Origin of the sequence: Bacillus sp. LB7, from assembly GCF_030449715.1 — a bacterium.
Taxonomy (GTDB): Bacteria; Bacillota; Bacilli; order Bacillales; family Bacillaceae; genus Bacillus; species Bacillus paralicheniformis.
In genome coordinates this window covers 199,143-226,012 of the sequence record NZ_JASGCA010000003.1, presented here as the reverse complement: position 1 = coordinate 226,012, position 26,870 = coordinate 199,143, and the positions used below count along the sequence as shown (strand labels likewise).

Genomic DNA, 26,870 nt, shown 5'->3' with positions numbered 1-26,870 from the left:
TTCAACAAGAGATTCAGGTAAACTGATCACAGATCAAAAGTTGAAGGTGAAAGGAGATCTTATGATGCTTCAGGTCAAACAAGCCAGTAAGATTTACGAAGGAAAAATTGCGTACCGCGCGTTAACAGATATTAACCTAACAATTGATAAAGGTGAATTCGTCGGCATCATGGGGCCGTCCGGAAGCGGAAAAACGACCCTATTAAATATGATTGCAACGATCGATGAACCGACGACGGGCGAAATATTGATCAGCGGCCAAAACCCGCATGTTCTCAAAAAAGAAAAATTGGCGAAATTTCGCCGCAGAGAGCTTGGATTTGTGTTTCAGGACTTTAATCTTCTGCCGACATTAACGGTTGAAGAAAATATTGTACTGCCTTTGACGCTTGACGGCGAAAAGGTCAAGGAAATGAAGCGGAGGGCAAACGATTTAGCCGAAAAGCTCGGGATTACCACCATTATGAAAAAACGCACATATGAAATATCGGGCGGCCAGGCTCAGCGTGCCGCTGTAGCGAGAGCGATGATTCACTCACCGAAGCTTTTGCTTGCCGATGAGCCGACGGGCAATCTTGATTCAAAGTCATCCAAAGATGTGATGGAAATGCTTGAGTCGATCAACCGCAACGAAAAAGCGACCATGATGCTTGTCACGCATGACCCTCAGGCGGCAAGCTATTGCAACCGGGTCGTCTTTATTAAGGACGGAAAACTGTATTCGGAGATCAACCGCGGCGATAACCGCCAAGCGTTTTTCCAAAAGATTCTCGATACACTGTCCTTGTTGGGAGGGGATGCAAATGACCTTTCGTCAGTTCGCGTTTAACAACGTCATTCGCAACAAAAGGCTGTATGCCGCTTATTTTCTCAGCAGCATGTTTACGGTGATGGTTTTTTTCGCATTCGCGATCTTTGCTTTCCACCCGGTGATGACCAGTGATTCTTTGACCTCCGGCATCGGGCAGCACGCTTCCGTTGGCCTGTTAGTCTCCGGCGGCATTATTTTCGTCTTTTCTTTCTTCTTTGTGCTGTACTCAATGAGTTCATTTCTTCAATCGAGAAAAAAGGAATTCGGCGTTTTAATGATCCAGGGGATGTCCATGCGCCAAATTCGCATGATGGTATTTCTTGAAAATATGCTGATTGGCTTTTTTGCGACAATCGGCGGGATTGTGCTCGGGCTTGTCTTCGCCAAATTGATATTGCTTACAGCGGAAAATGTGCTGATTATTGATAATAAGCTCGATTTTTATTTTCCGTTGATGGCGATGATTGTGACATTTATTTCTTTTAACGGCCTGTTCTTATTTATTTCTTTTCTTGTGTCATTTGTGCTCAGGAGCGAAAAACTGATTGTTCTGTTAAAAGGAAACAAAATCTCCAAAGGGGAGCCGAAAGCATCTGCCTTACTTACGCTCATTGCAGCTGTGCTGCTTGCCGGAGGGTACTACACCGCTTTGATTGTCAAAGGAATAGGCGTTCTTGCGGCGATGGTGCCGGTGACGATTGTTGTCATTATCGGCACATATCTGCTGTTTACGCAGCTGAGTGTTTATGTGATCCGCAGACTTAAAAAACGGGAAAGCCTGTTTTGGCGGAAAACGAATATGATTTTGTTTTCTGATCTGTCTTACAGGATGAAAGACAATGCGCGGACGTTTTTTATGGTGGCCATTATCTCTACTGTCGCGTTCAGCGCCATCGGGACGCTGTACGGTTTCCAAACTTTGCTGACAAACGGAATTAAAGATATGAACCCGTATACGTTCTCGTATAAACCGCCGAAAACAAACAAAGACACCGAAAAAGACGTGGCTTTCATCAATGACACGCTGAATGAACGAAATATCAAAACAGATAAAGCTTCAGCTGTCCTTCAATATTTCGATGTCGACGGCAATGACATGCTGATTGTGAAAGAATCTGACTATAACAAGTTTGCCGATCTGGTCGGGGCCGACCACGTCAAGCTTGAAGAAGGGAAAGCCGCAGCTGCCGAGTATGATGTCAAGATCGGTCTCGAGGGAGAAGACGACCAGCCGCTCCCTTCGTCAATCCCTCTTGCAACTGGACAAAAGCTGCAGGCTGACAAAACGGTCCGTTCAAAAGCGTTATCTGAAAACAGTTATTATATTGTGACAGACAAAGATTTCGCACAGTTGAAAAAACCGAAAAGCGAAAACCGGTTTTATGCCTGGCAGGCAAAAGAATCTGACGGCATGGCTTTAGTGAAAGCCGGGGAGGTTCTGCAAAAGAAACTGGATCGGATTTATTTCGCGGCTGTAGATTATGAGGTATATGATATAAGCAAAGGGTATGGCCCGGTATTATTTGTTGGACTGTTTATCGGAATCGTCTTCTTCGTTTCAGCAGGAAGCTTTCTCTATTTCCGCTTGTACACTGATTTGGACGATGATAAGCAGAAATTCAAATCGATTGCCAAAATGGGCTTAACAGGCCGGGAACTGCATAAAGTGCTGAACAGGCAGATCGGCATTCTGTTCTTCGCGCCTATCGCTGTTGCCCTTGTCCATGGAGCTGTGGCGCTGACCGCTTTATCGCATGCCTTTCAGTACAACCTCTTCAAGGAATCTGCAATGGTGCTCGGCGTGTTCTTCGCCATCCAGGTTATATATTACTTCATTGTCCGCTTCTACTATACAAAACAGATAAAAGCGGCGATTTAAAAAAGATTAGACTACGTGTCTAATCTTTTTTTATACTTGCAGCCGGAAAATTTGGGATAAACATACCTATGTATTTTGCCTCTTTCTTCATTTGGTTGATTATGTTAATTTGATATTATTTCAAATTTGAAAGAGGAGTGATCGATTTGCAGGTAAAAGAAATATTTGTTATTCGCTTTATTTCCTGCTTAAGCGTTGTTTTGCTTCATGCGATATCGATGGTGCTCATGGTGCGGGCGGACATGCTTGGAGATACGGTTTTCCGGGTTGTTGAATCTTTCAGGACGCTTCTGATGTTCAGTACGCCTGCGTTTATTTTTATTTCCGAATTTTTGCTCGCGCATGCTTACCCTGGCGGCGTTCCGGAAGGGTTTTTAAAAAAGCGGTTTAAAACGATTTTCATCCCTTTTCTATTTATCGCTGTTTTGGATGCTTTTATGACCGCGGGTCTGATGTTGCAGCAATTTCATGCATCGGTCATTATTAAAAAACTGTTGGCGAATATTTTCTTGGGGAATTTCATCGGTTACTTCATCCTCGTCATCTTTCAATTTTACTTGCTGCACATGTGCTTCCATTCATTTTTACAAAAGGCGTCGCCTAAATGGGTGCTTTCGCTTTCTTTTGTGGTCACAGCGGCTTATTTGAGCTATTTCACGTTCATTCAACCTCCGGTAGTACAGGAAGAGGCGCCGTTTCCTTTTTCATGGGTGCCGTTTCCCGGCTGGCTCTTTTATTTTTGTTTGGCCTATTATTGCGGCAAAAATTACGAGCGCTTTTTGGCATTGCTGGAACGATACAGGCATGCGGTATATGCAGCGGCTGCTGTGACCGGATGTTTCATTGTAGCGGTTTCCTATTTGGGACAAGACATCGGGGTGACGTCAAAGCGTCCGGATATCCTGCTTTATTCGACAAGCATCATTTTCTTATGCTTTCACCTGTTTTCAAAACTGAAGTCGGTGCCGAAGCTGATCATGATGGTCAGCAACTATTCTTTTTCTATTTATTTATTGCACGCTTTTATCCTGATTTTCGGATTGGTCATTTTAACGAGCTTTGAAAGCATCGGTACGGTTTCGGCTGTTTTGCTTTTGTTTTTCATCTCTACAGGCGTTGCGGTTTTCATATCCTGGGCCGTCAATAAATTGAAGTACGGCTATATGTTTGTCGGCAAAATTTATGTCCCGAAAAAGAGGAGAATCGAGCAAAAAGTGAGCCATCATGCCGGTTAACGACTTAGCTTGATAGAGCGAAAAGCCAGAAGGGCAGATTGCGCCGCCGAAGCTTTTCGCTTTTTTATATTCTCGCAAAAATGTTCCGGTTTTGACACATCTTTTTTTAAATGGAAGGGGGCTTATTACCTATAATCATATTATGATAACGATTATCATTTTCAGAATGTGGAGGCCTCAACGATGGTTTTAGCCGAATTAAAACAAAAAGAGAGAGCAAGAATCATAGATTTTTCAGAAGTGAATGAACTTGTTCAGCGCAGACTTATACAGCTCGGGATGAAAGAAGAAGCTGAAATTTGCGTGCAGCGGAAATTGCCGTTTGGCGGTCCGTTCATGTTTGAGTCAGGCGGACAGTGCCTCGGCATACGGCTTGAAGAAGCAAAAAAGATCAGGATTGAAAAGCTATGAACAGCAGGCAGATTGCCCTTTTCGGAAATCCGAATACGGGGAAGACGTCATTGTTTAACGCGCTGACAGGCTCCTATGAGTATATCGGCAACTGGAGCGGGGTGACCGTTGAGAAAAAGGTCGGACTGCTCCGCCATAAACAAGGAATGATGGTCGATCTCCCCGGCGTTTATACATTGAGTCCGCTGTCCCGCGATGAAGGGGTCGTCACTGACTTCCTGCTCAATGAATCATTTTCAGACATTTTGAATATTGTCGATGCATCCCAGTTAAAGCGGAATTTGCACTTAACTGTGCAGCTCCTCGAATTTGGTCATCCGCTCACAATCGGTTTAAATATGATCGATGTCGCAGGACAGCGCGGCGTCTTCATTGATCATCAAAAAATGTCTGCAGCGCTAGGTGTTCCGGTGATTCCTGTGATTGCCCGCAGCGGCAAAGGGTGTGATGAACTGAGCCGGCATTTGCTTCTTGAAAAAGAAAAGAGGACGAAGCCGCTCGTCATCAATTACGGAAGCGCGGTAGAAGAAGCGATTGGCCGGATCGAGTCGATCATACCGGAACGTCCCGGCGTTTTAAAACGGTGGATGGCTCTTCAATATTTGGAAGGCAACTCGAAAATGAAAGAGCAGCTGGAAGACGCGGCCGACAGCGAACGGTTAAAGGAAATATACGAGGAGACAGAAAAACGCCTTCTTCAGGAACAATCCGCAAAATCGCTGCATCAGCATATTTACAATGAGAGAGAACGATGGATTGACCGCATTATGTCATCCTCTGTTGAATATCAGTCAGACCGAAAACAGACGCTGACTGAACGCGTGGATCAGATTGTCACGCATCAGGTGCTTGGCATCCCGATTTTTTTGTTGTTCATGTATCTCATGTTCATGCTGACGTTTGATTGGCTTGGTGTTCCATTGTCTGATGCATTTGACGGTTTCATCGGCGGACCGCTGACGGAATGGACGGCTTCGGCGCTGTCGGCAATGGGAGCCAGCCCGTTTATCGAGGCGCTCATTCTCGATGGGATCATTGCCGGTGTCGGCGGTGTGCTCGTTTTCGTCCCGCAGATTTTTATTCTGTTTTTCTTCATTTCGGTGCTTGAGGATTCCGGATACATGGCGCGTGTGGCCATGGTGATGGACCGTCTGATGGAGGCGATCGGTTTAAACGGTAAAGCCTTTATTCCGCTGATCATCGGCTTCGGCTGCAATGTTCCGGGCGTCATGGCTGCGCGAACTGTAGAGCAGCCTAAGGAAAGACTCTTGACGATTATGTTGACGCCATTTATGTCCTGTTCTGCAAGACTGCCGGTTTATGCTTTGTTTGCAGGGGCTTTTTTCGCGGCTCATCAGGCTTTTGTCGTCCTATCTTTGTATGTGCTGGGCATTGCCGCAGCGCTGGTGCTGGCGAAGTTTTTATCCTCGTCCAAGCTCAAAGAAGAAAAGTCGTTTTTCGTGATTGAACTGCCGCCGTATCGTTTGCCTCAAGCGCGTACATTGTGGCGGGCAACATGGGAAAAGGGCAAAGGTTTCGTCCGCAAAGCCGGGACTTACATTTTTGGCGGATCTGTCCTCATTTGGCTTTTATCGTATACAGGGCCCGGCGGAACGGGCGTTGCGATGGATGACAGCTTTTTAGCGATGATCGGCGGAGCGCTCGCACCGTTGTTGATGCCGCTGGGGTTCGGCACATGGCAGGCAGCGGCATCACTATTAACCGGTTTTCTCGCGAAGGAAGTTGTCGTTGCTTCGATGAGTATCATCTATTTCGTACCCGAAGCCCAGCTGCAAGGCATGATGGCTGAGCAATTTACACCGCTGGCCGCATACGGATTTATGGCGTTCGTTCTTTTATACGTACCATGCCTCGCGACAGTCGCGGTGATTAAAAAAGAAACAAACTCGAAAAAGTGGATGTTCCTGTCCATTGTTTACGGACTGGCCATTGCATATGTGATCGCGTTCTTGATTTATCAGGGCGGACGATTGCTTGGGTTATCATAGGAAGGATGTGACAGCATGCTGTTTAATATCACGATCGGAGCGCTCATCTTCGGTTACGCGGCATGGACGCTTATAAAATTTGTCAAACGAAGCCGGAAAGGAAAATGCGCCGCCTGTGAATTAAATCGTACGTGTCAGTCGGCTTGTGATGATGTGAAAAACAGCTGAGGTGCTCAGCTGTTTTTGTCTTTTAGACTTGCACTTCGCTCATCAAAGCGAGGGTATTTCCTTCGGTATCTTTAAAGAAGGCCATCCAGGTTTCCGTTTGCTCGATTTTCGCCGCCACATGCGGCTCAATTGGAAAAGAAACGCCTTTTGTTGCGATTTCGTTATATACTGCCGGCAAATCTTCAACTTGAAAATAGATGACGGAGCTTGCATGAGCAAATTCATCTTTTTCCGGGAGACTGAGAAGAAGCCGCAGCCCGCCGCACTCAAAGAAAGCCATACGATCTGTCTGAAATAAAAGGGACAGGCCTAATACATCCTGATAAAATGCCGCAGCCCGCTCCAGGTCTTGAACTGGCACCCCGATTTGTCCAACCTTTTCAATTCCCATCGTTATCTCTCCCTTTTTTGTCATTATTTCATTTTACACAATTGGTTTCAAAATATCTATTTTTTGCTGTGTTTTTTGTTTCACGTGAAACAGCGGCGGCATGCGGATTAAATCATTGTTTTCATGGATGTTTATTGTTAATATGACTTCTGTTGGTTTAAATGGAAAACGGTAGATAGGAGGCGAACGTAATGAGTGAAAATCAAAAGGCTGAGCAGGAAAGAAAAGTTGGATATGAAGGGTTTGTGCTTCTTCTTTCACTCATCTTTATTTCCATCTTTATCACGACCTCATATGAGATACCGAGCAATCTGTTACTGATCGTTCTTTTTTTCATTGGCAGCGGCTATTATTCTATTAGGCTTGTGAGCAAAGGTCTGTTGAGAAAAAAGAGGGGACTTGGCTTTAAAGCCGCATTGTTTGCCTTTGTCGTTTGGATGGGATTATCTTTTTTGTTTCATGACATTTCTTATCCATTTACTTTAGAAGGGTTATTATTTCAAATATTGATGTTTTTTCTTTTCTACATTCCTTTCTTTTTTATCTTTCAATTTGCTTTTAAGATTTCAAGCATACAAGAAAGAAAGCAGTAAAAAAAGCTGGAAATTCCAGCTTTTTTACTTATTCTCTTTCTCACGCTTCACCAGCATTTCCGTAATCAAATCAACCTGTTTGCTGACAGAGATCGGATCATATGGATAGAACGTGTTAAAGTCGTTGATAAAGACACGGTTGTGTTTGACGGCGTCAAGGTTTTTCCAAATGGAAGACTGCTTGAGCTTGTCCAGCGTCTTGCTGTCGCCGTTCGGGTTATAGTCTGTTACAAACATGTAGTCGGCGGCATATTCAGGTACGACTTCCAAGGATAGTTCTTTGATGTCGCCTTTTTTGAAGATGTCCTTTTGAATCTTTTCAGGCGCTTTTAAGCCGAGGGCGTTGTACACGGCCTGGCCCCCGCGGCCGCCGTTGTCATTGAACACCCAGAATTGGCCTTTTTCCGTGTTTTCATAAATACCGAAAGTAGCATTTTTGTCGATGACTTGAGCGATTTTTTTCCTTGCTGATTTCGATTTCTGTTCGAAATCGGCTAGGAATTGTTCAGCTTCTTCTTTAGCTCCTGCAATGTCGCCAAACATCTTAACGGTTTCCTGAACATTTTTCGCCGTATTATAAGGAATCACAACGGTCGGTGCGATTTTGGACAGTTTGTCGTAATTTTCATCGTTCATGACAACAATTAAATCAGGCTTCAGTTTCATGACTTTTTCCACATTAATTGGGTCGCCTAAATCTGTCACATCTTTCATGCGGTCTTTTAAAAACGGATTGGAGAAAGACCACGAGCCGGAGCCGACGACATTGGCGCCGACCGTGAACAGTTCACCGGCATAAAAGTCTGTGACGATGCGCTTTGGATGTGTTGGAATGTCTACTTTTCCACGCGTTGATTGATATGTTCTTGTCGTTTCTTCAGCCGTTTTTTCTTTGTTGCCGTTTGACGCATTGCCGCTTCCGCAGGCGCTGACCACGATACACAACAGCATAACTAAACCGATTATCAATAAGTTCTTTTTCACTTGACCCTCCTGTTGATATAAAGCATATGAAATTATCTAAGTGATAATGATTCGCATTATCAATGTAAATATAGCAAATGAATCCCTCTTTCGTCTATCACTTTTTTTGCTAAGTATGATTCGTGCTGTTTTGGTTAATTTGTTACTATAAACAGAAAAAGGATTGATGAGGTATGGCAGAAACGAACCCGGTGATCAAAAAACTGCAGTTCAAGGATAATGGACAGCCTGTACTGATAATGAATCCGCCTGAGGCATACAGCGGCATCATGGCTGAATTTCAAGGCCATGTCGATCATCAGGCCGAAGCTGACCGGTACGATTTTGTTCAGGTATTCGCAACAACCAACGCAAAGTTGCAGGCTTTAGCCAAGGAGGCTGAGCGTCATCTGGCGGAAGACGGCCTGTTTTGGCTTTGTTACCCGAAAAAATCATCGAAAGTCTACAAAGGATCGGACTGCAGCCGCGACACAGTAGCCGGGCTGCTTGCGGATCAGGGCTATGAACCGGTTCGGCAAATTGCAATAGATGAAGACTGGTCCGCGCTCAGATTTCGCAAGGCGGAAAACATTAAAACGATGAAGCGCAAATTTGCCGTGACGGAAAAAGGTAAACAGCGTACAGATCAAGAATGATCATATATGCCTCTTTTCAGAGAGGCAGAATATTCAGCTTGTGAACGAAAGTACACAAAAAAGAAATAATATTATGTTCAATGTTTCACAAACTTTTTGTATAATGAATCTAATCTTTTAAAATACCATAGAAAAGAGGTATGCAGCTTGAAGAAATGGGCATTTGTATCAGACTTTGACGGGACGATTTCCAAACAGGATTTTTACTGGATGGTCATTGACAAATATTTTCCGGAAGGCCGTGAATTGTTCAAGAAGTGGAAGGCCGGAGAATTAAAAGATATCGAATTTTTGGGAACCGTTTTTGCTTCAATTCATCAAAGCGAGCAAAAAATCATTGATGACATTCATTCCATACCGATTGATGAATATGTGCCAGACTTCATTCAGCATGTCCAGAAAAACGGCGGCGATTTCTACATTTTAAGCGCCGGCACGGATTATTACATTCATTATATTTTAAAGAAATACGGGATTACAGACGTTGAGGTCTTTTCAAATAAAGGCTTTTTTAAAGAAGACAATGTCCATATGGACATTGATGAGAATCATTGGCATTACTCTGAGCGCTATGGGATTGATAAATCAAAGGTCATTCAAAAGCTGAAAGAAGAGTACGAGACGATTTATTTTGCAGGCGACAGTGAACCGGATTCGCACCCGGCTAAATTTGCGAATGTAACGTTTGCAAAGGATGCGCTCCAGGATTTGCTGCGTCAGCAGGGGGTGCCGTTTGTAGCCGTTGAAACATTTGAAGACATTGAACAGTATCTTAAAGAAAAAGGGCGGATCGTCTAATGCCGCGCCAGGTTACCAGCATAGCCATCCCCGCGGTTTTGGACATTAGTGCAGGCGTGCTTGGCCGGTTGGATGAGATATTGAGAAAGCATCAGTTTGATAAGGCGATCATGTTTTTTGACGATTTTTCCTATCAGCAGTATGAGCATTCATTAAAAGCCGCCTTTCAACATGTCAAAGTAGAAGCTGTTTTGCTGCCGTCCAACCTGGACATACAGGAGCTTTTGAAGCAGGCATTTTCAATCGGGAATTACGATGTCATCATTGCCATGGGCGGCGGGTATGTTGTCGATTGCGGAAAATACATCGCCTTTTCCAAGCGGACCCCGTTCATCAGCATTCCGACGTCGGCATCCAATGACGGGTTTGCAAGCAGCAATTGCTCGCTTCAGGTCGAGGGGAAAAAAACAACCGTGCCGGCAAGGGTACCGTACGGAATCATAGCTGATTTGAGTATCATTCAAAAAGCGCCGGAGCACTTTATTTTGGCGGGGATCGGCGATCTGATGTCCAATATTACGGCTCTTTATGATTGGGAGTTTGAAGAGCGGCACGGGGTCAGCGATGTCAATGCGTTTGCGTCGATGCTCAGCAAAAAAGCGGTCAACAGCTTTGTCCGTACGCCGATGCAGGATATTAAACAGCCGATCTTTTTAAAAGAGCTTGTCAGTTCTTTGACGATGGGCGGCATCGCCACGGAAATCAGCGGAAACAGCGCGCCGATCAGCGGTTCTGAGCACCTGATTTCCCATGCGTTGGACAAAATTGCGGAAAAACCGCAGATGCACGGCATTCAAGTCGGGGTAGCCACCTACATCATGGCTCATGTACAGGATCATCGGGCTGAGCGGATTGAAAAGGTGTTTACGAGAACAGGCTTTTTTCAATATGTGAAAACGCTGAGTCTAAACAAAGATGAGTTTCGCGAAGCGATCAATTTGTCGCACACTGTCAAGCCCAACCGCTATACGTACTTGCATGAAGCCGGCTATCGCGAAAAAGCGCTTCGCATCCTTAATGAAGATCCGATTCTGCAGGAAATATTTTAAGCAGGCCAAGCGGCCCGAAAAACGCCTTATTTGCTGTAAGGCGTTTTTTCCGTGGGCATCAGACGAAAATGACGGGGAAAAGCTGTGATACAATAAAGAAGGTATGGGTCATAAGTACGACGTTAGGGCTCGATTCTGATCAGGGAGAGTGTAAAATGTACAAACTAATCGCGATAGATATGGATGGAACATTGTTGAATGATCTTCATGAAGTAACAGAGGAAGTACGGAATGCCCTGCATGCTGCAAAAAAGCAAGGCGTCAAAATCGTTCTTTGCACTGGCCGTCCCCTCGGCGGTGTAAGCCGCTATCTGGAAGAACTGAATCTAAATGAAGACGGCGATTATGTCATCGCCTATAACGGAGCGCTCGTTCAAAATACGCACACTCAGGAAGTCGTGTCAGAGCTGACACTGGGCTATGATGATGTGAAATCGTTATATGAGCTCAGCCAAAAGCTTGATACGCCGATGCACTTTTTCGATTCTGCTTATTTGTATACGCCAAACCGGGAAATCAGTCCATATACCGTTTACGAATCATACGTCACCAAAGTGCCGCTCCGGTTCCGGACGATCGAAGAAATCCCGAAGGACCTTCTCGCGCCAAAGGCGATGTACATTGATGAACCGGAAAAGCTGGACCGGACGATCGCCGCAATACCGGAAGACGTCAAGGAACGTTATACAATGGTGAAAAGCTCGCCGTTCTTTTATGAAATTCTTCACCCTGCGGCAAGTAAAGGAAATGCCGTTCAGCAGCTTGCCGACATATTAGGCATCGCACAAGAAGAAGTGATTTGTATTGGAGACAACGGAAACGACATGTCGATGATCGAATGGGCGGGATGCGGAGTCGCCATGGGGAATGCGATCCCTGAGGTAAAAGCTTCGGCCGATTATGAAACGCGTACGAATAACGAAAACGGCGTTGCCCACGCCATTCATGATCTTGTATTGTCCAAATAAAAAAATGCCGGCCTTTCGAAAGGCCGGCTTTTACCTATTTGCGGCGCCATGCTTCAATCTGCCAGATATGAGTCACCCAGTCTTCATAAAAAGACGGTTCATGGGAAACGAGCAAAATCGTTCCCTTGTAGTCGCAGAGCGCTTGCTTTAACGCACGCTTTGCCGATGTGTCAAGATGGTTGGTCGGTTCATCAAGAACAAGCAGATTGCTGTTTGAAAGCATCAGTTCCGCCAGCCGGACCTTTGCCTGTTCACCGCCGCTGAGGGTAGCAAGGGGCTGGCTGATATGCTTTGGCGTCAAACCGGAAATCGCGAGCGTCTGCCTGATGTCTTTTTCCGATAGATCAGGAAAGAACGCCCGCAATTTTTCAAGCGGTGTATAATGAGAAACCGGACTTTCCTGCCTGAAATAGGCCGCCTGTAAATGCTGTCCTGTTGTGACGGTGCCGCTTAGCGGCTTGAGATCACCGAGCAGCGTTTTAATGAGCGTCGATTTTCCGGCGCCGTTTTCTCCGATAATGGCGATTTTATCGCCCCGTTTTACGGTCAGAGAAAGAGGCTTAAATAATGGAACGGTGTAGCCCGCCTCAAGATTTTCCGTTTTGAGTACGGTCATCGCCGGATTTCGCCCCGTTTTAAATGCAAAGCTGGGGACATAGGAATCTGTCGGTTTTTCGATTCGCTTGATTTTGCTTAATGCTTTCTCCCTGCTTTTGGCCTGCTTCGCCTTTCGGACCCTGTTCCGGTCGATAAACGCCTCTAGCTTTTTAATTTCCCTGTTTTGTTTTGCGTATGCGGCTTCAGCCTGTACCCTGCTTTGCGCATATTCCTTCAGAAAATATTGATAGCTGCCGGAGTACCGTTTGATCGTTTGATGCTCAAGATGGAAGGTCACCGTCGTGATCTCATTTAAGAAGCGTTCGTCATGTGAGATCACGAGAAAGGCGTGCTTATAGTTTTTCAAATACCCCGTCAGCCACTCAATATGTGCCGCATCCAAATAGTTGGTCGGCTCATCCAACAGCAGCACATCAGGTTCTTCAAGCAGCAGTTTGGCCAGCAGGAGCTTCGTACGCTGCCCGCCGCTTAAAGCCGCGACATCCTGATCAAGCCCGATTTCCGTCAAGCCGAGGCCTTGAGCGGCATCCTCAATTTTCGTTCCGATCTGGTAAAATCCTGAGTTTTCAAGTTCGGATTGGAGCTCTCCGTATCTTTTCAAAATGGCCTCCAGATTGTCTCCGGCGTCGGCCATTTTTTCGGCAAGCCCATTCAGTTGCTTTTCGATTTCAAACAGCCGGTCGTTCGCTTGCTCCATGTACTGAAGGATGGTCGTGCCTTCCGTCAGCTTGGCATGCTGTTCAAGAAAGCCGGCCCGAATGTTTGGCTGCCATTCAATGTTTCCGTGATCGGGCAGAAGGCCGCCTGTCAACATCCGCAGCAATGTCGACTTTCCGGCGCCGTTTGCACCGACAAGGCCGGCGTGTTCGCCTTTTAGCAGGCGGAAGCCGGCGTCTTGAAAGATGATGCAGTCTCCATATATATGGGTCAGATTCGTGACATGAACAATACTCATGGTGATTCTCTCCTTCAGGCTTATTTTTTTGAAAAAACAAGCCATCAAAAGAGAACAGCGTGAAGCCTCGCTATCCTGTCCGGCAAAAAAAACGGGTAAGGCAAACTACACCTTACCCGCTACATGTTTAAAATACAGCAAGAAAGGATGTCAAATCATATCAAACTGTTCCCGAGATGGCTTGTCTAAAAAAGGGCAGACTTCTCCCGTCTTTAAGCCAATTCTCTTTTAAGAACAGTTGATAAGATTTTCATTCCTTTCCACCTCGTTTTGGTCAAATTTACCTTCACAACACATTATATGAAGCGGAGTGCCGGTTGTCAAACCGCTGCCATATGAATTGACATCGTGCAGGCAGTGTGTTATTTAATTTGTGAACAGAATCGTACGATAGATGTATATCATATGAACAAAAGAGGAGAGGGACAGATGGCTAAAAAAGAATTCAAAGCAGAATCCAAAAGATTGCTGGACATCATGATCAACTCGATTTATTCCCAAAAGGAAGTCTTTTTAAGGGAGCTGATATCCAATGCGAGCGATGCCATCGATAAAATCTACTACAAAGCGCTGACAGACGATTCACTGACGTTTAACAAGGATGATTACTACATAAAAATCTCCGCAGATAAAGAAAACAGAACGCTGACGATTGCGGACACCGGGATCGGCATGACGAAAGAAGAGCTTGAAGAACATCTTGGAACAATTGCCAAGAGCGGCTCGCTTGCGTTTAAACAAGAAAACGAATTAAAAGACGGGCACGATATTATCGGCCAGTTCGGCGTCGGTTTCTACGCCGCTTTTATGGTTGCGGACACCGTCACCGTCATGACAAAAGCCCATGGCAGCGATGAAGCGTATCAATGGGAATCAGCAGGGGCCGACGGCTATACGATCGTACCGGCTGCGAAAGAATCAGCGGGAACCGATGTCATTTTGAAGCTGAAAGAGAATACAGACGATGAAAACTATGATGAATACTTGGATGTCCATCGCTTAAAAGCGATCATCAAAACATATTCTGATTTCATCCGCTATCCGATCAAGATGGATGTCACGGTCAACAAGCCGAAAGAAGACGCTGAAAATGAATTTGAAGAAGTTCAGGAAGAACAGACAGTCAACAGCATGGTGCCGATTTGGCGAAAAAACAAAAGCGAACTGAAAGATGAAGATTACGAGGCGTTTTATAAGGAAAAGCGTTACGGTTTCGACAAGCCGCTCGCTCACGTCCATACAAGCGTGGACGGCGCGGTGAGATACCATGCGATTTTATTCATTCCTGAAAACATTCCGTTCAACTATTACACGAAGGAATTTGAGAAGGGTCTTGAACTGTATTCGAACGGTGTGCTGATCATGGAAAAGTGTCCAGACCTGCTGCCTGACCACTTCAGCTTTGTCAAAGGAATGGTCGATTCAGAAGATTTATCGCTCAACATTTCGAGGGAGATGCTCCAGCATGACAGGCAGCTGAAGCTGATTGCCAAAAACATCAGCAAAAAAATCAAGAATGAGCTGAAAAGCTTGTTGAAAAATGATAGAGAAAAATACGAGTCTTTTTATCAATCATTTGGCAGACAGCTTAAATTCGGGGTATACAATGATTTTGGAGCCCATAAAGATATGCTGAAAGATCTGCTGCTTTTCTATTCATCAAAAGAGAAAAAGCTGGTCACCCTTGATGAATATGTATCCAGAATGCCTGAAGATCAAACATACATTTATTATGCGTCAGGCGACTCGTATGACCGAATTGAAAAGCTTCCTCAAACCGAGCTGGTTTCGGAAAAAGGGTATGAAATCCTTTATTTCACCGAGGATATCGATGAGTTCGCCATCAAAATGCTGGCGAATTATCAAGAAAAAGAATTCAAGTCGGTATCCAGCGGCGACCTCGGAATCGAAAACGATGATGAGCAAAACCAAGCAGACGGGGCCGACAGCCAATACAAAGACCTCTTTGAAGAGATGAAAAAGACTCTTGATGGAAAAGTGAAAAGCGTAAGGGCGTCAAAACGGCTGAAGACACACTCTGTATGCCTTGCCGCTGACGGAGAAGTCACCATCGAGATGGAGAAAATCTTAAACGCAATGCCTGACAATCAGCACGTAAAGGCTGATAAAGCATTGGAAATCAATACAAACCACGAAGTCTTCAAAACACTGCAGGATGCTTTTGAAAACGACAAAGATAAATTCAAGCTGTACACCGGCATCCTGTACAACCAGGCGCTGCTGATAGAAGGCTTGCCAATCGAAGACCCCGTCGAATTTACGAACGATATATGCAAAGTGATGGCATAAAAATAAAAAAGATACATCTCAGCTTCATGTGAGATGTATCTTTTTTTGATGTTAATGCTTCACAACTTCCTGTCCCCGCACATTCCATGTCATCGCAAAGATGAGTGCTGCGATTGCACATGAAGCCGTTAAGAGCATAAAACCCGCATTCCAGCCGGATGCATCGACGATAACACCCATCAGCGCATTCGCCGTCAAGGTTCCGCCCAGGTATCCGAACAGACCCGTCAATCCTGCAGCCGTGCCTGCCGCTTTTTTCGGAACAAAGTCAAGCGCCTGAAGACCGATCAGCATGACTGGACCGTAAATGAGGAATCCGATCGCGATCAATGACGCCATGTCGATCATCGGATTGCCGGCTGGATTGAACCAGTACACAAGCACCGCGATCAAAACACCTACCATAAAGACAAAGCCTGCCGGTCCGCGGCGCCCTTTAAACCATTTGTCAGAGATCCAGCCGCAAAGCAATGTCCCCGGAATCCCCGCCCATTCATACAGAAAATAAGCGACACTTGATTTGCTCATATCAAAGCCTTTTTCTTCGCTTAAATAGGTTGGCGCCCAATCCAGGACGCCGTAGCGGACGAAGTACACAAAAATGTTGGCAAGTGCGATCGCCCACACCCATTTATTGTTTAATACATATTTGAAGAGGATTTCTTTCGTTGATAATTCCGTTTCAAATGCTTTCTTCGATTTGCTTGAATAATCGTTGCGGTATTCCTCGATTGGAGGCAGTCCGACAGACTGCGGCGTATCCCGGATCAGCCAGTAAGAAATGGCAGCAACGGCGATGGCGACCAAGGCGGGCAAAATAAATACGCCTTCATAGCCTGTAGCAGATCCCGTAATGCCTGAGAAGATGGCGACGCCGGCAACAGCAATCGGCGCCATCAGTCCCCCGCCGACATTGTGGGCGACATTCCAAATGGCTGTTTTATTTCCCCTTTCGCTGACGCTGAACCAGTGGACAAGGACGCGCCCTGACGGCGGCCATCCCATGCCTTGGAACCAGCCGTTTAAGAACAGCATGATAAACATAATGGCGATCGATGAGGTGAAGAAAGGAACAAACCCCATCAACAAGCTGATGACAGCGGAAAGGATCAAACCGGCGGGTAGGAACATCCGCGGATTGCTCCGGTCTGATATCGTGGCCATCACGAACTTGCTCAGCCCGTAAGAGATAGATAGAGCGGATAAGGCAAAGCCGAGCGCCGACTTTGAAAATCCCTCTTCGATCAAATAAGGCATGGCAAGCGAGAAATTTTTGCGAATTAAATAGTATGCCGCATAACCGATGAAGATGCCGAGAAAAACTTGCAGTCTGAATTTCTTATATTCCGAATCAATTTGATCGTCCGGCATCCGCTCAATCGGCGGTGCTGGCTTAAACAGTTTTAACATGGTATACCCCTTCTTTATTCATTTACTTCTTTTCACGCAATACATCGCGCAGCCGGTCCGGAAAGTTGGTGAACATTCCGGTCGCTCCCCAATCGAGGAGCCGCTTCATGTCTTCTTTTTCATTCACGGTATAAGGATGGACCAGCATGCCGGTGCTTCGAATTTTTTGCACGTATGCCCGGTCAATGCGGTCAAAGTTCATGCCGAGTCCGACGCTGTAAGATTGATATTGTTTTAATTCGGCGTCAGTAATGGCAGCCGGTTTGTCGTACCATAATAATTGCACAAGCGGAATGTTTGGATTAGCGTTATGAATGATTTGTAAGCTTTCAGGACTAAAAGATTGAATGATGACTTTGCTTGAATGAATGTTTGCCCCGGCCAGTTTATATTGCTTCAGAATGTCCAGGAGCTTTTCTTCCATATGATCATAGTCTTCCGGTGATTTTGTTTCGATATAGTAGCGCACGCTTCTCCCGAATGTTTGGATGATTTCTTCAAGGGTAGGCACTTTCAGCCCAACATACTCCGGTTTTGCCCGCTCAGGATATGCTTCGTTAAACCAGGAGCCTGCATCAAGCTGTTTGATTTCTTTCAGCGTATAGTCTTTGACAAAACCCGTACCATTGGTCGTGCGATCCAATGTCTCATCGTGCATGGCGACCAAATGTCCGTCTTTTGTCATTTGAAGATCGATTTCTATGTAATCGCCTTTCATTTTTTGCCCAAGCTTATAAGCCAAAAGCGTATGTTCGGGAGCATGACCCGATGCGCCGCGGTGCGCGACATTTAATAGCTGACTCGGATTGAGCTGCGGCTGGGAATGGCTTGCCGCCTCAGCATGCTCGCTGAGTCCAAAACCGGCGGCAGCGATTGCAGCCGTTATAAAGAAGATACTGCGGACAAGTTTTTTCATCAAATGATTTCCCCTTTCAAGTCGTTATGCTGAATGTTGGTGCCGGTTCATTTATTCCGGTTGTATTCGCCCCCTTATGTGACGAATAAAAAGAGAGATCCACAAAAAACCCCTGGCACAAGAGGGTCTTATTGTGAATCTCCCATTCTCCGTCACTTGTATTAACTTCTTTCCTATCATACCAAATATGGAAGCGCTGTCAACATGATTTTAAAAATAAAGAAACCTATCTTTTAAGATAGGTTTCCTGATCATTTAGCGGGCGAACAGCCGGTCGATGAAATCTATGTCCTCTTGAGACAGATTGACTTCTGCCGTTTTGAGGTTGTCGATCAGCTGATCAGCGCGTTTGGCGCCCGGGATCAATACATCGATTTCAGGTCGTGCCAAGTACCAGGCCAACACGATATGGGCGATGTCAACATTGTGTTTTTCCGCGATCGGCGCAAGCTGGTTCACTTTTCTAATGTTTTCTTTGAAGCGTTCGCCTTGGAAGTTTTCCATGTCTCTTCTCAGGTCGCCTTCCGGGAACGTTGTATCTTCGCTGTATTTTCCGGCGAGCAATCCGGAGACGAGCGGGAAGTAAGGAACAAATGAGATGTTATGCTCCTGTGTATACGGGAAGAATGTCGTCTCAGCTTCCCTGTTCAGCAGGTTGTATTCGCCTTGGAGCACATCCACCAATCCGTCTTTGTTCGCTTCTTTCAGCTGCTCAAGTGAAAAGTTGGATACCCCGATCGCTCTGATTTTGCCTTCCTGCTTCAGTTCATGGAGCGCTTGAACCGCTTCGTCTTTCGGCGTGTTCTCATCAGGGAAATGGATATAGAAAAGGTCAATGTAGTCAGTTTGCAGACGCTTCAGGCTTTCTTCAACGGACTTTTTCAAAAATGCAGGGGAGTTGTCAAAGACAAAATCGTTGCCTTCTTTCTTATGGGCGGCTTTTGTCGCAATCACGACATCCTCGCGGTTGAATTCTTTGAGGACTTCGCCGATTAATTCTTCGGAACGGCCGATGCCGTATATGTAGGCGGTATCTAAAAATGTGACGCCGTTTCTGATCGCTTCCCGCACCAATTCTTTTCCCGTTTCTTCATTGAGATTCGGATAAAGGTTATGTCCTCCGACGGCATTGGTTCCCAAACCGATCGGGAATACGTGCAAGTCTGATTTGCCAACTTTAACTTTTTTCATTGGATTCCCCTCCTGAAATGATGTGTTGATAAATAAGCTTGGCCGGCCGCTTGGAAACAGCCGGTCAAGGGTGTCCACTTCAACTATACATGTTTTGCCAAATGGATTTCAATGTTGCGCTCTTTACAGTACTCGTGATATTCCTCATCAAGCGCCTGAGATGTGACGATCGCGTGCAATCTGTCAAACGGCGCGTACGTCAGCAAGGTCGACTTCCCGAATTTGGAATGGTCGGCCAGCAAGTATACTTGTTTTGCTTTTTCGGATATTTTCTTTTTAATTTCATATTCAAGCAGATCGGAGTTCGTCAGTCCATGGGTAAGTGTTGCTCCTGTTGCCGACATGAAAGCTTTATTAATATTATATTTATCCAATGTTCCCGGATCATCCATGCCGACGAAAGACTGCGTTTTCCGTTTGTAGTTGCTGCCGATGATGATCAAGTTTATATTTTGCATCGCTGCAGCAGCGTTGATAATGTCGAGACTGTTCGTTAAAACGGTTACATTTTTATTTGGATCAAGAGTTTCCAATATGGATTGAGTCGTTGTGCCGGAATCGATAAAGATCAGGTCATGGTCTTCAATAAAGCGTGAAGCGTAGTGCGCGATTTTCATCTTGGCATCTTTGTTTTGAATGGTTCTGTTTTCAAATGGGATTAAGGCCGTTTTTTCGATCGCCGTTACGCCGCCGTAGACTTTTTTTATGACTCCTTTCTCGGTCAGCTTGTTAATGTCGCGTCTGACCGTGTTTTTGGAAACATTAAAGACCTGGCAAAGCTCATCAAGCGAAACGGTGCCATTGGTCAAAATATATTCTTCCATTTCTTTGATCCGCATTAACTTCATACCAAGTATCTCCTTCTAGTATATTTGGCTAAATATATATAATAAACCAAAAGTTAACCAATAATTGCTTAAAAAATGATAACATTGGTGATTGTTTTTTGCAAGATTTGTCCTGTTTCTTTTTATTATACAATGTTTTTCTAAATCATTTTAAGTTTTTCTATAAATCTTACAAAAGAAAAATTTAATGATTTTGATTGACTTATGGGTAAGAGCGGATTAGAATATAACCAAGAAGTAACCAAAACGTGATAAAGTTGAGAAATTTCTGAGTGTAAACGTTTTATTGCGTCGCGGTTCTTTTGATAAAATCATCGTTCTATTCATTCATTTCTTTTGTAAGCGTTTCATTCCTGTTTTTTGCGAAAATCCGTTATGCACTGAAGAGCCGTTCGGCATTCATACATAATGGCTGGAACCTGCCCCATCTGTACCAGGAGATGTTTAATATTCAAGGAGGTTATAAGAATGGCAGAAATCAGAAAGTTAAGAAACTATATTAATGGAGAATGGGTTGAAAGCAAAACCGACAAATATGAAGATGTAATCAATCCTGCGACGAAAGAAGTGCTGTGCCAGGTGCCGATTTCGACGCGCGAGGATATCGAATACGCAGCGCAAACAGCGGCTGAAGCGTTTAAAACATGGTCAAAAGTGGCTGTTCCGCGCCGGGCAAGAATTCTATTTAACTTTCAGCAGCTTTTGACTCAGCATAAAGAGGAGCTCGCCCACCTCATCACGATTGAAAACGGAAAAAACACGAAAGAAGCGTTGGGCGAAGTTGGACGCGGCATTGAGAATGTCGAATTTGCAGCTGGAGCGCCTTCCCTGATGATGGGAGATTCACTTGCTTCAATTGCAACCGATGTTGAAGCGGCGAACTACCGTTACCCGATCGGAGTCGTCGGCGGAATTGCCCCATTTAACTTCCCGATGATGGTACCGTGCTGGATGTTCCCGATGGCCATTGCGTTAGGAAACACATTTATTCTGAAACCTTCCGAGCGGACGCCGCTTTTGACGGAAAAGCTTGTTGAACTGTTTGAAAAAGCCGGACTTCCTAAAGGGGTCTTCAATGTCGTATACGGTGCGCATGATGTAGTAAACGGCATTCTCGAACACCCGGAAATTAAAGCGATTTCATTCGTCGGTTCAAAACCGGTCGGCGAATATGTCTATAAAAAAGGAAGCGAAAACCTGAAACGCGTTCAATCGCTGACAGGCGCTAAAAACCACACCATCGTTCTGAACGATGCCAATCTTGAAGACACGGTAACAAATATTATCGGCGCTGCTTTCGGATCTGCCGGCGAACGCTGTATGGCATGTGCAGTAGTGACGGTTGAAGAAGGGATCGCAGATGAATTCATGGAGAAATTGGTTCAGAAAGCATCTGAAGTCAAAATCGGAAATGGACTAGACGACGGTGTATTCCTCGGACCTGTCATTCGCGAAGACAACAAGAAACGCACACTCGGCTATATACAAAAAGGAGTTGAAGAGGGTGCGAGACTTGTCTGCGACGGACGTGAAAATGTGACAGATGAAGGCTATTTCGTCGGACCGACAATCTTTGACAATGTCACAACTGATATGACGATCTGGAAAGACGAGATTTTTGCTCCTGTATTGTCAGTCATCCGTGTGAAGAACTTGAAAGAAGCGGTTGACATCGCCAACCAATCCGAATTTGCAAACGGCGCATGTTTGTTCACATCGAATTCGAATGCGATCCGCTATTTTCGTGAAAACATTGATGCGGGAATGCTCGGTATCAACTTGGGCGTACCGGCTCCGATGGCATTCTTCCCGTTCTCCGGATGGAAGTCTTCGTTCTTTGGCACATTGCATGCGAACGGAAAAGACAGCGTCGATTTCTATACGCGCAAAAAGGTCGTCACTGCAAGATATCCGGCGCCTGACTTCAATTAATTGTGAAAAAACCGAGCGGCGCGGTTCCCGCGCTGTTCGGATCATGTTTCAAGTTTGAAAAGGAGGCTTTATCCATGAGTCATTTGTTGCGCAAGCCGCAGGCGAATGAGCTGTCACAAGGCGTGAAGCTTGTACACGAAGTGAAAAAATCGAATTCGGATCTCAGTTATGTCGAGTTTAAAGTCCTTGATCTCGCACCGGGATCCAGCTATGAAGAATCGCTGAGCAAACAAGAATGCTGCATCGTCGCGCTTACCGGAAAGATTACCGTAACCGATCATGAACAGACATTTGAAAATATCGGCACGAGAGAAAGCGTTTTCGAAAGAAAGCCGACCGACAGCGTATATGTGTCAAATGACCGCAAGTTCGGCATTACCGCGGTTACAGAGGCAAGAGTTGCCTTGTGCTATTCCCCTTCTGAAAACCAGCTGCCGACGAAACTGATCAAAGCTGAAGACAACGGTATTGAAAACCGCGGGAAATTCAGCAATAAACGAACCGTTCATAACATACTTCCGGATTCTGATCCTTCAGCGAACAGCCTTTTAGTCGTCGAAGTCTACACTGAAAGCGGAAACTGGTCCAGCTATCCGCCGCACAAGCATGATCAAGACAACCTGCCTGAAGAGTCCTTTTTAGAAGAAACATACTACCATGAACTTGACCCGCAGCAAGGCTTTGTCTTTCAGCGCGTCTACACCGATGACCGTTCTATCGACGAGACGATGACTGTCGAAAATGGAAACGTTGTCATCGTGCCGGCCGGATACCATCCTGTCGGGGTGCCTGACGGATACACATCCTATTATTTAAACGTGATGGCAGGGCCGACGCGGAAATGGAAATTTCATAACGATCCTGACCATGAATGGATTTTGGAACGCTAACAATAAGGCAAGGAGAGGCTGTTGAAGATGAAGTATACGTTTAATGAAAAGAAAGAATTTGACATTGTAGCGATCGGCCGCGCATGCATCGATTTAAACGCAGTCGAATACAACAGACCGATGGAGCAGACGATGACATTTTCAAAATATGTCGGCGGCTCCCCGGCTAATATTGCAATCGGCTGTTCCAAATTAGGATTGAAGACCGGCTTTATCGGCAAGATTCCGGATGACCAGCACGGCAGATTCATCGAAACCTATATGAAAAATACGGGTGTCGATACGTCACAAATGGCCGTCGATAAAGACGGACATAAAGCGGGGCTTGCTTTCACAGAGATTTTAAGCCCTGAAGAATGCAGTATTTTAATGTACAGGGATGATGTTGCAGATCTTTACCTTGCCCCTTCTGAAGTGAACGAAGACTATATCGCGAAATCGAAGATGCTTCTTGTGTCAGGTACGGCGCTGGCTAAAAGCCCTTCCCGCGAAGCGGTGCTGAAAGCCGTGCAGCTGGCGAAAAAGCATCAAGTGAAAGTGGTCTTTGAGCTTGACTATCGTCCATATACGTGGACATCTGCGGAGGAAACGTCCGTTTACTATACGCTTGTTGCCGAACAATCGGACATTGTCATCGGAACGCGTGATGAGTTTGATGTAATGGAAAATAAGAGCGGCGGCAGCAATGAAGAATCTGTTCAGCATTTGTTTGCACATTCCGCAGATCTTGTCGTTATCAAGCACGGTGTCGAAGGTTCATATGCATACAGCAAATCCGGGGACGTCTTCCGGGCGAAAGCATACAAAACGAAGGTCTTGAAAACGTTTGGAGCGGGCGATTCATACGCTTCCGCCTTCCTCTACGGACTCGTTTCAGGCAAAGATATTGAAACGGCGCTGAAATACGGAAGCGCTTCCGCATCCATTGTTGTTTCCAAGCACAGCTCATCTGAAGCGATGCCGACAGTCGCCGAGATTGAAGCGCTTATCGCGGCTCAGGCTTAAATGAAGAATATGAATAAAGGTGGGATCGTTTGTGGGCAAGAAAATACGTTTAACCACAGCACAAGCGTTAATTAAATTCTTAAATCAGCAGTACATCCATGTAGATGGTGAAGAAACACCGTTTGTCGAGGGAATCTTTACGATTTTCGGCCATGGGAACGTCGTTGGCATCGGCCAGGCGCTTGAACAGGATGCGGGTCATTTAAAGGTGTTTCAAGGCAAGAATGAGCAGGGAATGGCGCATGCAGCAATGGCTTACAGCAAGCAAATGCTGAGAAGGAAGATCTATGCTGTGTCGACATCAGTCGGACCGGGAGCAGCTAATCTTGTGGCCGCCGCAGGTACGGCGCTTGCGAACAACATTCCGGTTCTCTTGATTCCAGCTGATACATTTGCAACGAGACAGCCTGACCCTGTTCTTCAGCAAGTAGAACAGGAATACAGTGCGGCGATTACGACGAACGATGCTTTGAAGCCTGTTTCTAGGTATTGGGACAGGATTACGCGCCCTGAACAGTTGATGAGCAGTCTGATTCGTGCTTTTGAAGTGATGACAGATCCTGCAAAAGCGGGTCCTGCAACGATTTGCATTTCTCAAGATGTTGAAGGCGAAGCCTATGATTTCGATGAAAGCTTTTTTGAGAAACGCGTTCACTATATTGACCGCAAAGAGCCGAGTGAGCGTGAACTGAAGGGAGCGGCGGAACTGATCAAGTCGAGCAAAAAACCGCTCATCTTGGTCGGCGGCGGAGCGAAATATTCCGGAGCGCGCGATGAATTGATCGCCATGTCTGAAGCTTACAATATTCCGCTGGTGGAAACCCAGGCCGGGAAATCCACAGTTGAAGCTGATTTTGCCAACAACTTGGGCGGAATGGGCATCACAGGTACGCTGGCGGCAAACAAAGCGGCTCGCGAGGCTGACCTGATCATCGGAATCGGCACGCGCTATACCGATTTTGCGACATCATCAAAAACCGCTTTTGACTTTGACAACTCAAAGTTTTTAAACATCAATGTCAACAGAATGCAGGCATATAAACTGGATGCTTTCCAAGTCGTTGCCGATGCAAAAGTAACGCTCGGCAAGCTGCACGGTTTATTGGAAGGCTATAAGAGCGAATTCGGTTCGATCATCAAGGAGCTGAAAGACGAGTGGCTTGCTGAGCGTGACCGTTTGAGCAAGATAACATTTCAGCGCGAAAACTTCACACCTGAAATTAAAGATCATTTTTCTCAAGACATACTCAACGAATACGCGGATGTGCTGCAAACCGAGCTCCCGCAAACAACGGCATTGCTCGCCATCAATGAAACAGTTGATCCGGACAGCGTCGTCATTTGTTCAGCAGGCTCTTTGCCGGGAGATCTCCAACGGCTGTGGCATTCAAACGTACCGAATACGTACCACCTGGAATACGGCTATTCCTGCATGGGATATGAAGTATCGGGAACGCTCGGCTTGAAATTGGCTCATCCTGATAGAGAAGTTTATTCACTGGTCGGAGACGGAAGCTTCCTGATGCTTCACTCAGAGCTCATCACAGCAATCCAATATCATAAAAAAATCAACGTACTGCTCTTTGACAACTCAGGATTCGGCTGTATCAACAACCTGCAAATGGATCACGGAAGCGGCAGCTACTACTGTGAATTCCGAACAGCAGACAATCAGATTCTCAACGTTGACTACGCGAAAGTGGCCGAAGGCTATGGAGCGAAAACCTACAAAGCGAACACGATTGAAGAATTAAAAGCAGCGCTGGAAGATGCCAAAAAACAAGATGTCTCAACATTGATCGAAATGAAGGTGTTGCCGAAGACGATGACGGACGGCTATGACAGCTGGTGGCACGTAGGTGTTGCAGAGGTTTCCGAACAGGAAAGCGTGCAAAAGGCGTATGAAGCAAAAGAAAAAATGCTGAAATCTGCAAAGCAGTATTAAAGGAGGCACCAGGATGGGCAAGACACAAATTCTATGGGGCATCGCTCCCATAGGATGGCGGAACGATGATATTCCGGAAATCGGCGCGGGAAATACACTTCAGCATTTGTTGAGCGACATTGTTGTTGCAGGCTTTCAAGGCACGGAAGTGGGCGGCTTTTTTCCGGAACCGGCCATTCTCAATAAAGAGCTCGAGCTGAGGAACCTAAGGATTGCCGGCAAGTGGTTCAGCAGCTATATCATTCGGGACGGCATTGAAGAAGCAGCCAAGGAATTCGCGGCTCACTGCCAGTACTTGAAAGACGTCCATGCCGATGTTGCGGTCGTATCAGAACAGACGTACAGTGTGCAGGGCTTGGATAAAAACGTGTTTAAAGAAAAGCCTTATTTCACCGATGAAGAATGGCAGCGGCTATTTGCAGGTTTAAATCACCTCGGGGAAATCGCCGGCCGGTACGGCCTGAAGCTTGTCTACCATCATCACCTCGGCACAGGCGTGCAGACAGAGGAAGAGGTGGACCGGCTCATGGCGGGAACTGACCCGGCACTCGTGCACCTTCTGTATGATACTGGGCATGCCTACATTTCAGATGGAAATTATATGAACATTTTAGAGAAGCATATGGACCGGATTGGGCACGTTCATTTTAAAGACGCGCGCCTCAAGATCATGGAGAAATGCAAGCAGGAAGGAAAATCGTTTCAACAGGCGTTTTTGCAAGGGATGTTCACAGTTCCAGGCGACGGCTGCATCGATTTTAGAGAAGTCTATCAAACGCTTCTAAAGCACGGCTATTCCGGCTGGATCGTAGTGGAAGCCGAGCAGGATCCCGATGTTGCCAACCCGCTTGAATACGCATTGATCGCCAGAAAGTACATCGATCGTCACTTGTTGAATGTCCCAGCAACCAATTAGGGG

At 45.8% G+C, this 26,870-nt stretch carries 24 protein-coding genes; 16 read left to right on the top strand and 8 right to left on the bottom strand.

Features of this window, described 5'->3' with window-relative positions; genetic code table 11:
- Positions 1-64: 64 nt before the first annotated feature.
- The 6 genes from QMZ64_RS05960 (at position 65) to QMZ64_RS05935 (ending at position 6,513) form a co-directional block, all read left to right on the top strand.
- Positions 65-829 carry an ABC transporter ATP-binding protein gene (locus QMZ64_RS05960; protein ID WP_075751744.1) on the top strand — a complete coding sequence of 255 codons (765 nt, stop codon included), beginning with the start codon at positions 65-67 and terminating at the stop codon, positions 827-829.
- Positions 804-2,690 carry an FtsX-like permease family protein gene (locus QMZ64_RS05955; RefSeq protein ID WP_265625248.1) on the top strand — a complete coding sequence of 629 codons (1,887 nt, stop codon included), beginning with the start codon at positions 804-806 and terminating at the stop codon, positions 2,688-2,690. Before QMZ64_RS05960 ends, QMZ64_RS05955 begins: the two co-directional genes overlap by 26 nt.
- Before the next feature lie 146 nt (positions 2,691-2,836).
- Positions 2,837-3,925 carry an acyltransferase family protein gene (locus QMZ64_RS05950; protein WP_265625249.1) on the top strand — a complete coding sequence of 363 codons (1,089 nt, stop codon included), beginning with the start codon at positions 2,837-2,839 and terminating at the stop codon, positions 3,923-3,925.
- A 183-nt stretch (positions 3,926-4,108) separates the two neighbouring features.
- Entirely contained in the window at positions 4,109-4,336 is a 228-nt protein-coding gene (locus tag QMZ64_RS05945) for a FeoA family protein (protein WP_020453562.1), read from the top strand.
- The gene (gene feoB / locus QMZ64_RS05940) at positions 4,333-6,345 is read left to right on the top strand and encodes a ferrous iron transport protein B (protein WP_265625250.1); all 2,013 of its coding nucleotides are present in this window, start codon (positions 4,333-4,335) and stop codon (positions 6,343-6,345) included. Before QMZ64_RS05945 ends, feoB begins: the two co-directional genes overlap by 4 nt.
- Positions 6,346-6,360: 15 nt before the next feature.
- A complete protein-coding gene (locus tag QMZ64_RS05935) occupies positions 6,361-6,513 on the top strand; it encodes a FeoB-associated Cys-rich membrane protein (protein WP_065643494.1) in 153 nt (50 codons plus the stop codon).
- A 22-nt stretch (positions 6,514-6,535) separates the two neighbouring features.
- Here QMZ64_RS05935 and QMZ64_RS05930 read toward each other — a convergent pair whose 3' ends face one another.
- The 3 genes from QMZ64_RS05930 to QMZ64_RS05920 form a co-directional block, all read right to left on the bottom strand.
- Positions 6,536-6,904, bottom strand: a complete 369-nt coding sequence (locus QMZ64_RS05930) for a VOC family protein (RefSeq protein WP_265625251.1) — start codon at positions 6,902-6,904, stop codon at positions 6,536-6,538.
- A 33-nt stretch (positions 6,905-6,937) separates the two neighbouring features.
- Positions 6,938-7,165 (bottom strand): hypothetical protein, encoded by a 228-nt coding sequence (locus QMZ64_RS05925; RefSeq protein ID WP_265625252.1) that lies wholly within the window; start codon positions 7,163-7,165, stop codon positions 6,938-6,940.
- A gap of 356 nt (positions 7,166-7,521) precedes the next feature.
- Positions 7,522-8,481 (bottom strand): iron-hydroxamate ABC transporter substrate-binding protein, encoded by a 960-nt coding sequence (locus QMZ64_RS05920; protein WP_265625253.1) that lies wholly within the window; start codon positions 8,479-8,481, stop codon positions 7,522-7,524.
- 173 nt (positions 8,482-8,654) lie between these two features.
- On the opposite strand from QMZ64_RS05920, the gene QMZ64_RS05915 reads away from it, so the two are divergent.
- The 4 genes from QMZ64_RS05915 (at position 8,655) to yidA (ending at position 11,931) form a co-directional block, all read left to right on the top strand.
- The gene (locus QMZ64_RS05915; protein WP_265625254.1) at positions 8,655-9,116 is read left to right on the top strand and encodes a DUF3052 domain-containing protein; all 462 of its coding nucleotides are present in this window, start codon (positions 8,655-8,657) and stop codon (positions 9,114-9,116) included.
- A gap of 147 nt (positions 9,117-9,263) precedes the next feature.
- Positions 9,264-9,914: an MtnX-like HAD-IB family phosphatase gene (locus QMZ64_RS05910; RefSeq protein ID WP_265625255.1), complete on the top strand. Its 651-nt coding sequence runs from the start codon at positions 9,264-9,266 to the stop codon at positions 9,912-9,914.
- Positions 9,914-10,963, top strand: a complete 1,050-nt coding sequence (locus QMZ64_RS05905; RefSeq protein ID WP_265625256.1) for an iron-containing alcohol dehydrogenase family protein — start codon at positions 9,914-9,916, stop codon at positions 10,961-10,963. The genes QMZ64_RS05910 and QMZ64_RS05905 overlap by 1 nt, the downstream gene beginning before the upstream one ends.
- A 155-nt stretch (positions 10,964-11,118) precedes the next feature.
- Entirely contained in the window at positions 11,119-11,931 is an 813-nt protein-coding gene (yidA, locus tag QMZ64_RS05900; RefSeq protein WP_265625257.1) for a sugar-phosphatase, read from the top strand.
- 34 nt (positions 11,932-11,965) lie between these two features.
- Here the strand turns inward: yidA and QMZ64_RS05895 are convergent, their stop codons facing one another.
- Positions 11,966-13,504 carry an ABC-F family ATP-binding cassette domain-containing protein gene (locus tag QMZ64_RS05895; RefSeq protein ID WP_265625258.1) on the bottom strand — a complete coding sequence of 513 codons (1,539 nt, stop codon included), beginning with the start codon at positions 13,502-13,504 and terminating at the stop codon, positions 11,966-11,968.
- A 429-nt stretch (positions 13,505-13,933) separates the two neighbouring features.
- On the opposite strand from QMZ64_RS05895, the gene htpG reads away from it, so the two are divergent.
- A complete protein-coding gene (htpG, locus tag QMZ64_RS05890; protein WP_265625259.1) occupies positions 13,934-15,814 on the top strand; it encodes a molecular chaperone HtpG in 1,881 nt (626 codons plus the stop codon).
- A 51-nt stretch (positions 15,815-15,865) separates the two neighbouring features.
- Here the strand turns inward: htpG and glpT are convergent, their stop codons facing one another.
- The 4 genes from glpT to QMZ64_RS05870 form a co-directional block, all read right to left on the bottom strand.
- Positions 15,866-17,224, bottom strand: coding sequence for a glycerol-3-phosphate transporter (gene glpT, locus QMZ64_RS05885; RefSeq protein WP_265625260.1), 1,359 nt, complete (start codon positions 17,222-17,224; stop codon positions 15,866-15,868).
- Between the two features lie 22 nt (positions 17,225-17,246).
- Entirely contained in the window at positions 17,247-18,140 is an 894-nt protein-coding gene (locus QMZ64_RS05880; RefSeq protein WP_265625261.1) for a glycerophosphodiester phosphodiesterase, read from the bottom strand.
- Positions 18,141-18,395: 255 nt separating this feature from the next.
- On the bottom strand, positions 18,396-19,331 hold the full coding sequence (locus tag QMZ64_RS05875) for an aldo/keto reductase (protein WP_265625262.1): 936 nt from the start codon (positions 19,329-19,331) through the stop codon (positions 18,396-18,398).
- 83 nt (positions 19,332-19,414) lie between these two features.
- Entirely contained in the window at positions 19,415-20,179 is a 765-nt protein-coding gene (locus tag QMZ64_RS05870) for a DeoR/GlpR family DNA-binding transcription regulator (RefSeq protein ID WP_025810534.1), read from the bottom strand.
- Positions 20,180-20,647: 468 nt separating this feature from the next.
- Here QMZ64_RS05870 and iolA point away from each other — a divergent pair, with 468 nt between their 5' ends.
- The 5 genes from iolA to iolE all read left to right on the top strand — a co-directional run bounded on the left by iolA (position 20,648) and on the right by iolE (position 26,867).
- Positions 20,648-22,111: a methylmalonate-semialdehyde dehydrogenase gene (gene iolA, locus QMZ64_RS05865; protein WP_265625263.1), complete on the top strand. Its 1,464-nt coding sequence runs from the start codon at positions 20,648-20,650 to the stop codon at positions 22,109-22,111.
- Positions 22,112-22,185: 74 nt separating this feature from the next.
- Positions 22,186-23,001 (top strand): 5-deoxy-glucuronate isomerase, encoded by an 816-nt coding sequence (iolB, locus tag QMZ64_RS05860; protein ID WP_020453546.1) that lies wholly within the window; start codon positions 22,186-22,188, stop codon positions 22,999-23,001.
- 27 nt (positions 23,002-23,028) lie between these two features.
- Positions 23,029-24,006 (top strand): 5-dehydro-2-deoxygluconokinase, encoded by a 978-nt coding sequence (gene iolC / locus QMZ64_RS05855; protein WP_265627882.1) that lies wholly within the window; start codon positions 23,029-23,031, stop codon positions 24,004-24,006.
- 31 nt (positions 24,007-24,037) lie between these two features.
- A complete protein-coding gene (gene iolD, locus QMZ64_RS05850) occupies positions 24,038-25,951 on the top strand; it encodes a 3D-(3,5/4)-trihydroxycyclohexane-1,2-dione acylhydrolase (decyclizing) (protein ID WP_265625264.1) in 1,914 nt (637 codons plus the stop codon).
- Positions 25,952-25,964: 13 nt separating this feature from the next.
- Complete coding sequence (gene iolE / locus QMZ64_RS05845) at positions 25,965-26,867, top strand: myo-inosose-2 dehydratase (RefSeq protein ID WP_075751726.1); 903 nt, start codon at positions 25,965-25,967, stop codon at positions 26,865-26,867.
- Positions 26,868-26,870 lie beyond the last annotated feature (3 nt).

Excerpts from the sequence above, each read along its gene's own strand:
- QMZ64_RS05960 (WP_075751744.1), top strand. The coding sequence starts at position 65 with ATGCTTCAGGTCAAACAAGCCAGTAAGATTTACGAAGGAAAAATTGCG.
- QMZ64_RS05955 (WP_265625248.1), top strand. The coding sequence starts at position 804 with ATGACCTTTCGTCAGTTCGCGTTTAACAACGTCATTCGCAACAAAAGG.
- QMZ64_RS05945 (WP_020453562.1), top strand. The coding sequence starts at position 4,109 with ATGGTTTTAGCCGAATTAAAACAAAAAGAGAGAGCAAGAATCATAGAT.
- feoB (WP_265625250.1), top strand. The coding sequence starts at position 4,333 with ATGAACAGCAGGCAGATTGCCCTTTTCGGAAATCCGAATACGGGGAAG.
- QMZ64_RS05935 (WP_065643494.1), top strand. The coding sequence starts at position 6,361 with ATGCTGTTTAATATCACGATCGGAGCGCTCATCTTCGGTTACGCGGCA.
- QMZ64_RS05930 (WP_265625251.1), bottom strand. The coding sequence starts at position 6,904 with ATGGGAATTGAAAAGGTTGGACAAATCGGGGTGCCAGTTCAAGACCTG.
- QMZ64_RS05915 (WP_265625254.1), top strand. The coding sequence starts at position 8,655 with ATGGCAGAAACGAACCCGGTGATCAAAAAACTGCAGTTCAAGGATAAT.
- QMZ64_RS05905 (WP_265625256.1), top strand. The coding sequence starts at position 9,914 with ATGCCGCGCCAGGTTACCAGCATAGCCATCCCCGCGGTTTTGGACATT.
- yidA (WP_265625257.1), top strand. The coding sequence starts at position 11,119 with ATGTACAAACTAATCGCGATAGATATGGATGGAACATTGTTGAATGAT.
- QMZ64_RS05895 (WP_265625258.1), bottom strand. The coding sequence starts at position 13,504 with ATGAGTATTGTTCATGTCACGAATCTGACCCATATATATGGAGACTGC.
- htpG (WP_265625259.1), top strand. The coding sequence starts at position 13,934 with ATGGCTAAAAAAGAATTCAAAGCAGAATCCAAAAGATTGCTGGACATC.
- glpT (WP_265625260.1), bottom strand. The coding sequence starts at position 17,224 with ATGTTAAAACTGTTTAAGCCAGCACCGCCGATTGAGCGGATGCCGGAC.
- QMZ64_RS05880 (WP_265625261.1), bottom strand. The coding sequence starts at position 18,140 with ATGAAAAAACTTGTCCGCAGTATCTTCTTTATAACGGCTGCAATCGCT.
- QMZ64_RS05875 (WP_265625262.1), bottom strand. The coding sequence starts at position 19,331 with ATGAAAAAAGTTAAAGTTGGCAAATCAGACTTGCACGTATTCCCGATC.
- QMZ64_RS05870 (WP_025810534.1), bottom strand. The coding sequence starts at position 20,179 with ATGAAGTTAATGCGGATCAAAGAAATGGAAGAATATATTTTGACCAAT.
- iolA (WP_265625263.1), top strand. The coding sequence starts at position 20,648 with ATGGCAGAAATCAGAAAGTTAAGAAACTATATTAATGGAGAATGGGTT.
- iolB (WP_020453546.1), top strand. The coding sequence starts at position 22,186 with ATGAGTCATTTGTTGCGCAAGCCGCAGGCGAATGAGCTGTCACAAGGC.
- iolC (WP_265627882.1), top strand. The coding sequence starts at position 23,029 with ATGAAGTATACGTTTAATGAAAAGAAAGAATTTGACATTGTAGCGATC.
- iolE (WP_075751726.1), top strand. The coding sequence starts at position 25,965 with ATGGGCAAGACACAAATTCTATGGGGCATCGCTCCCATAGGATGGCGG.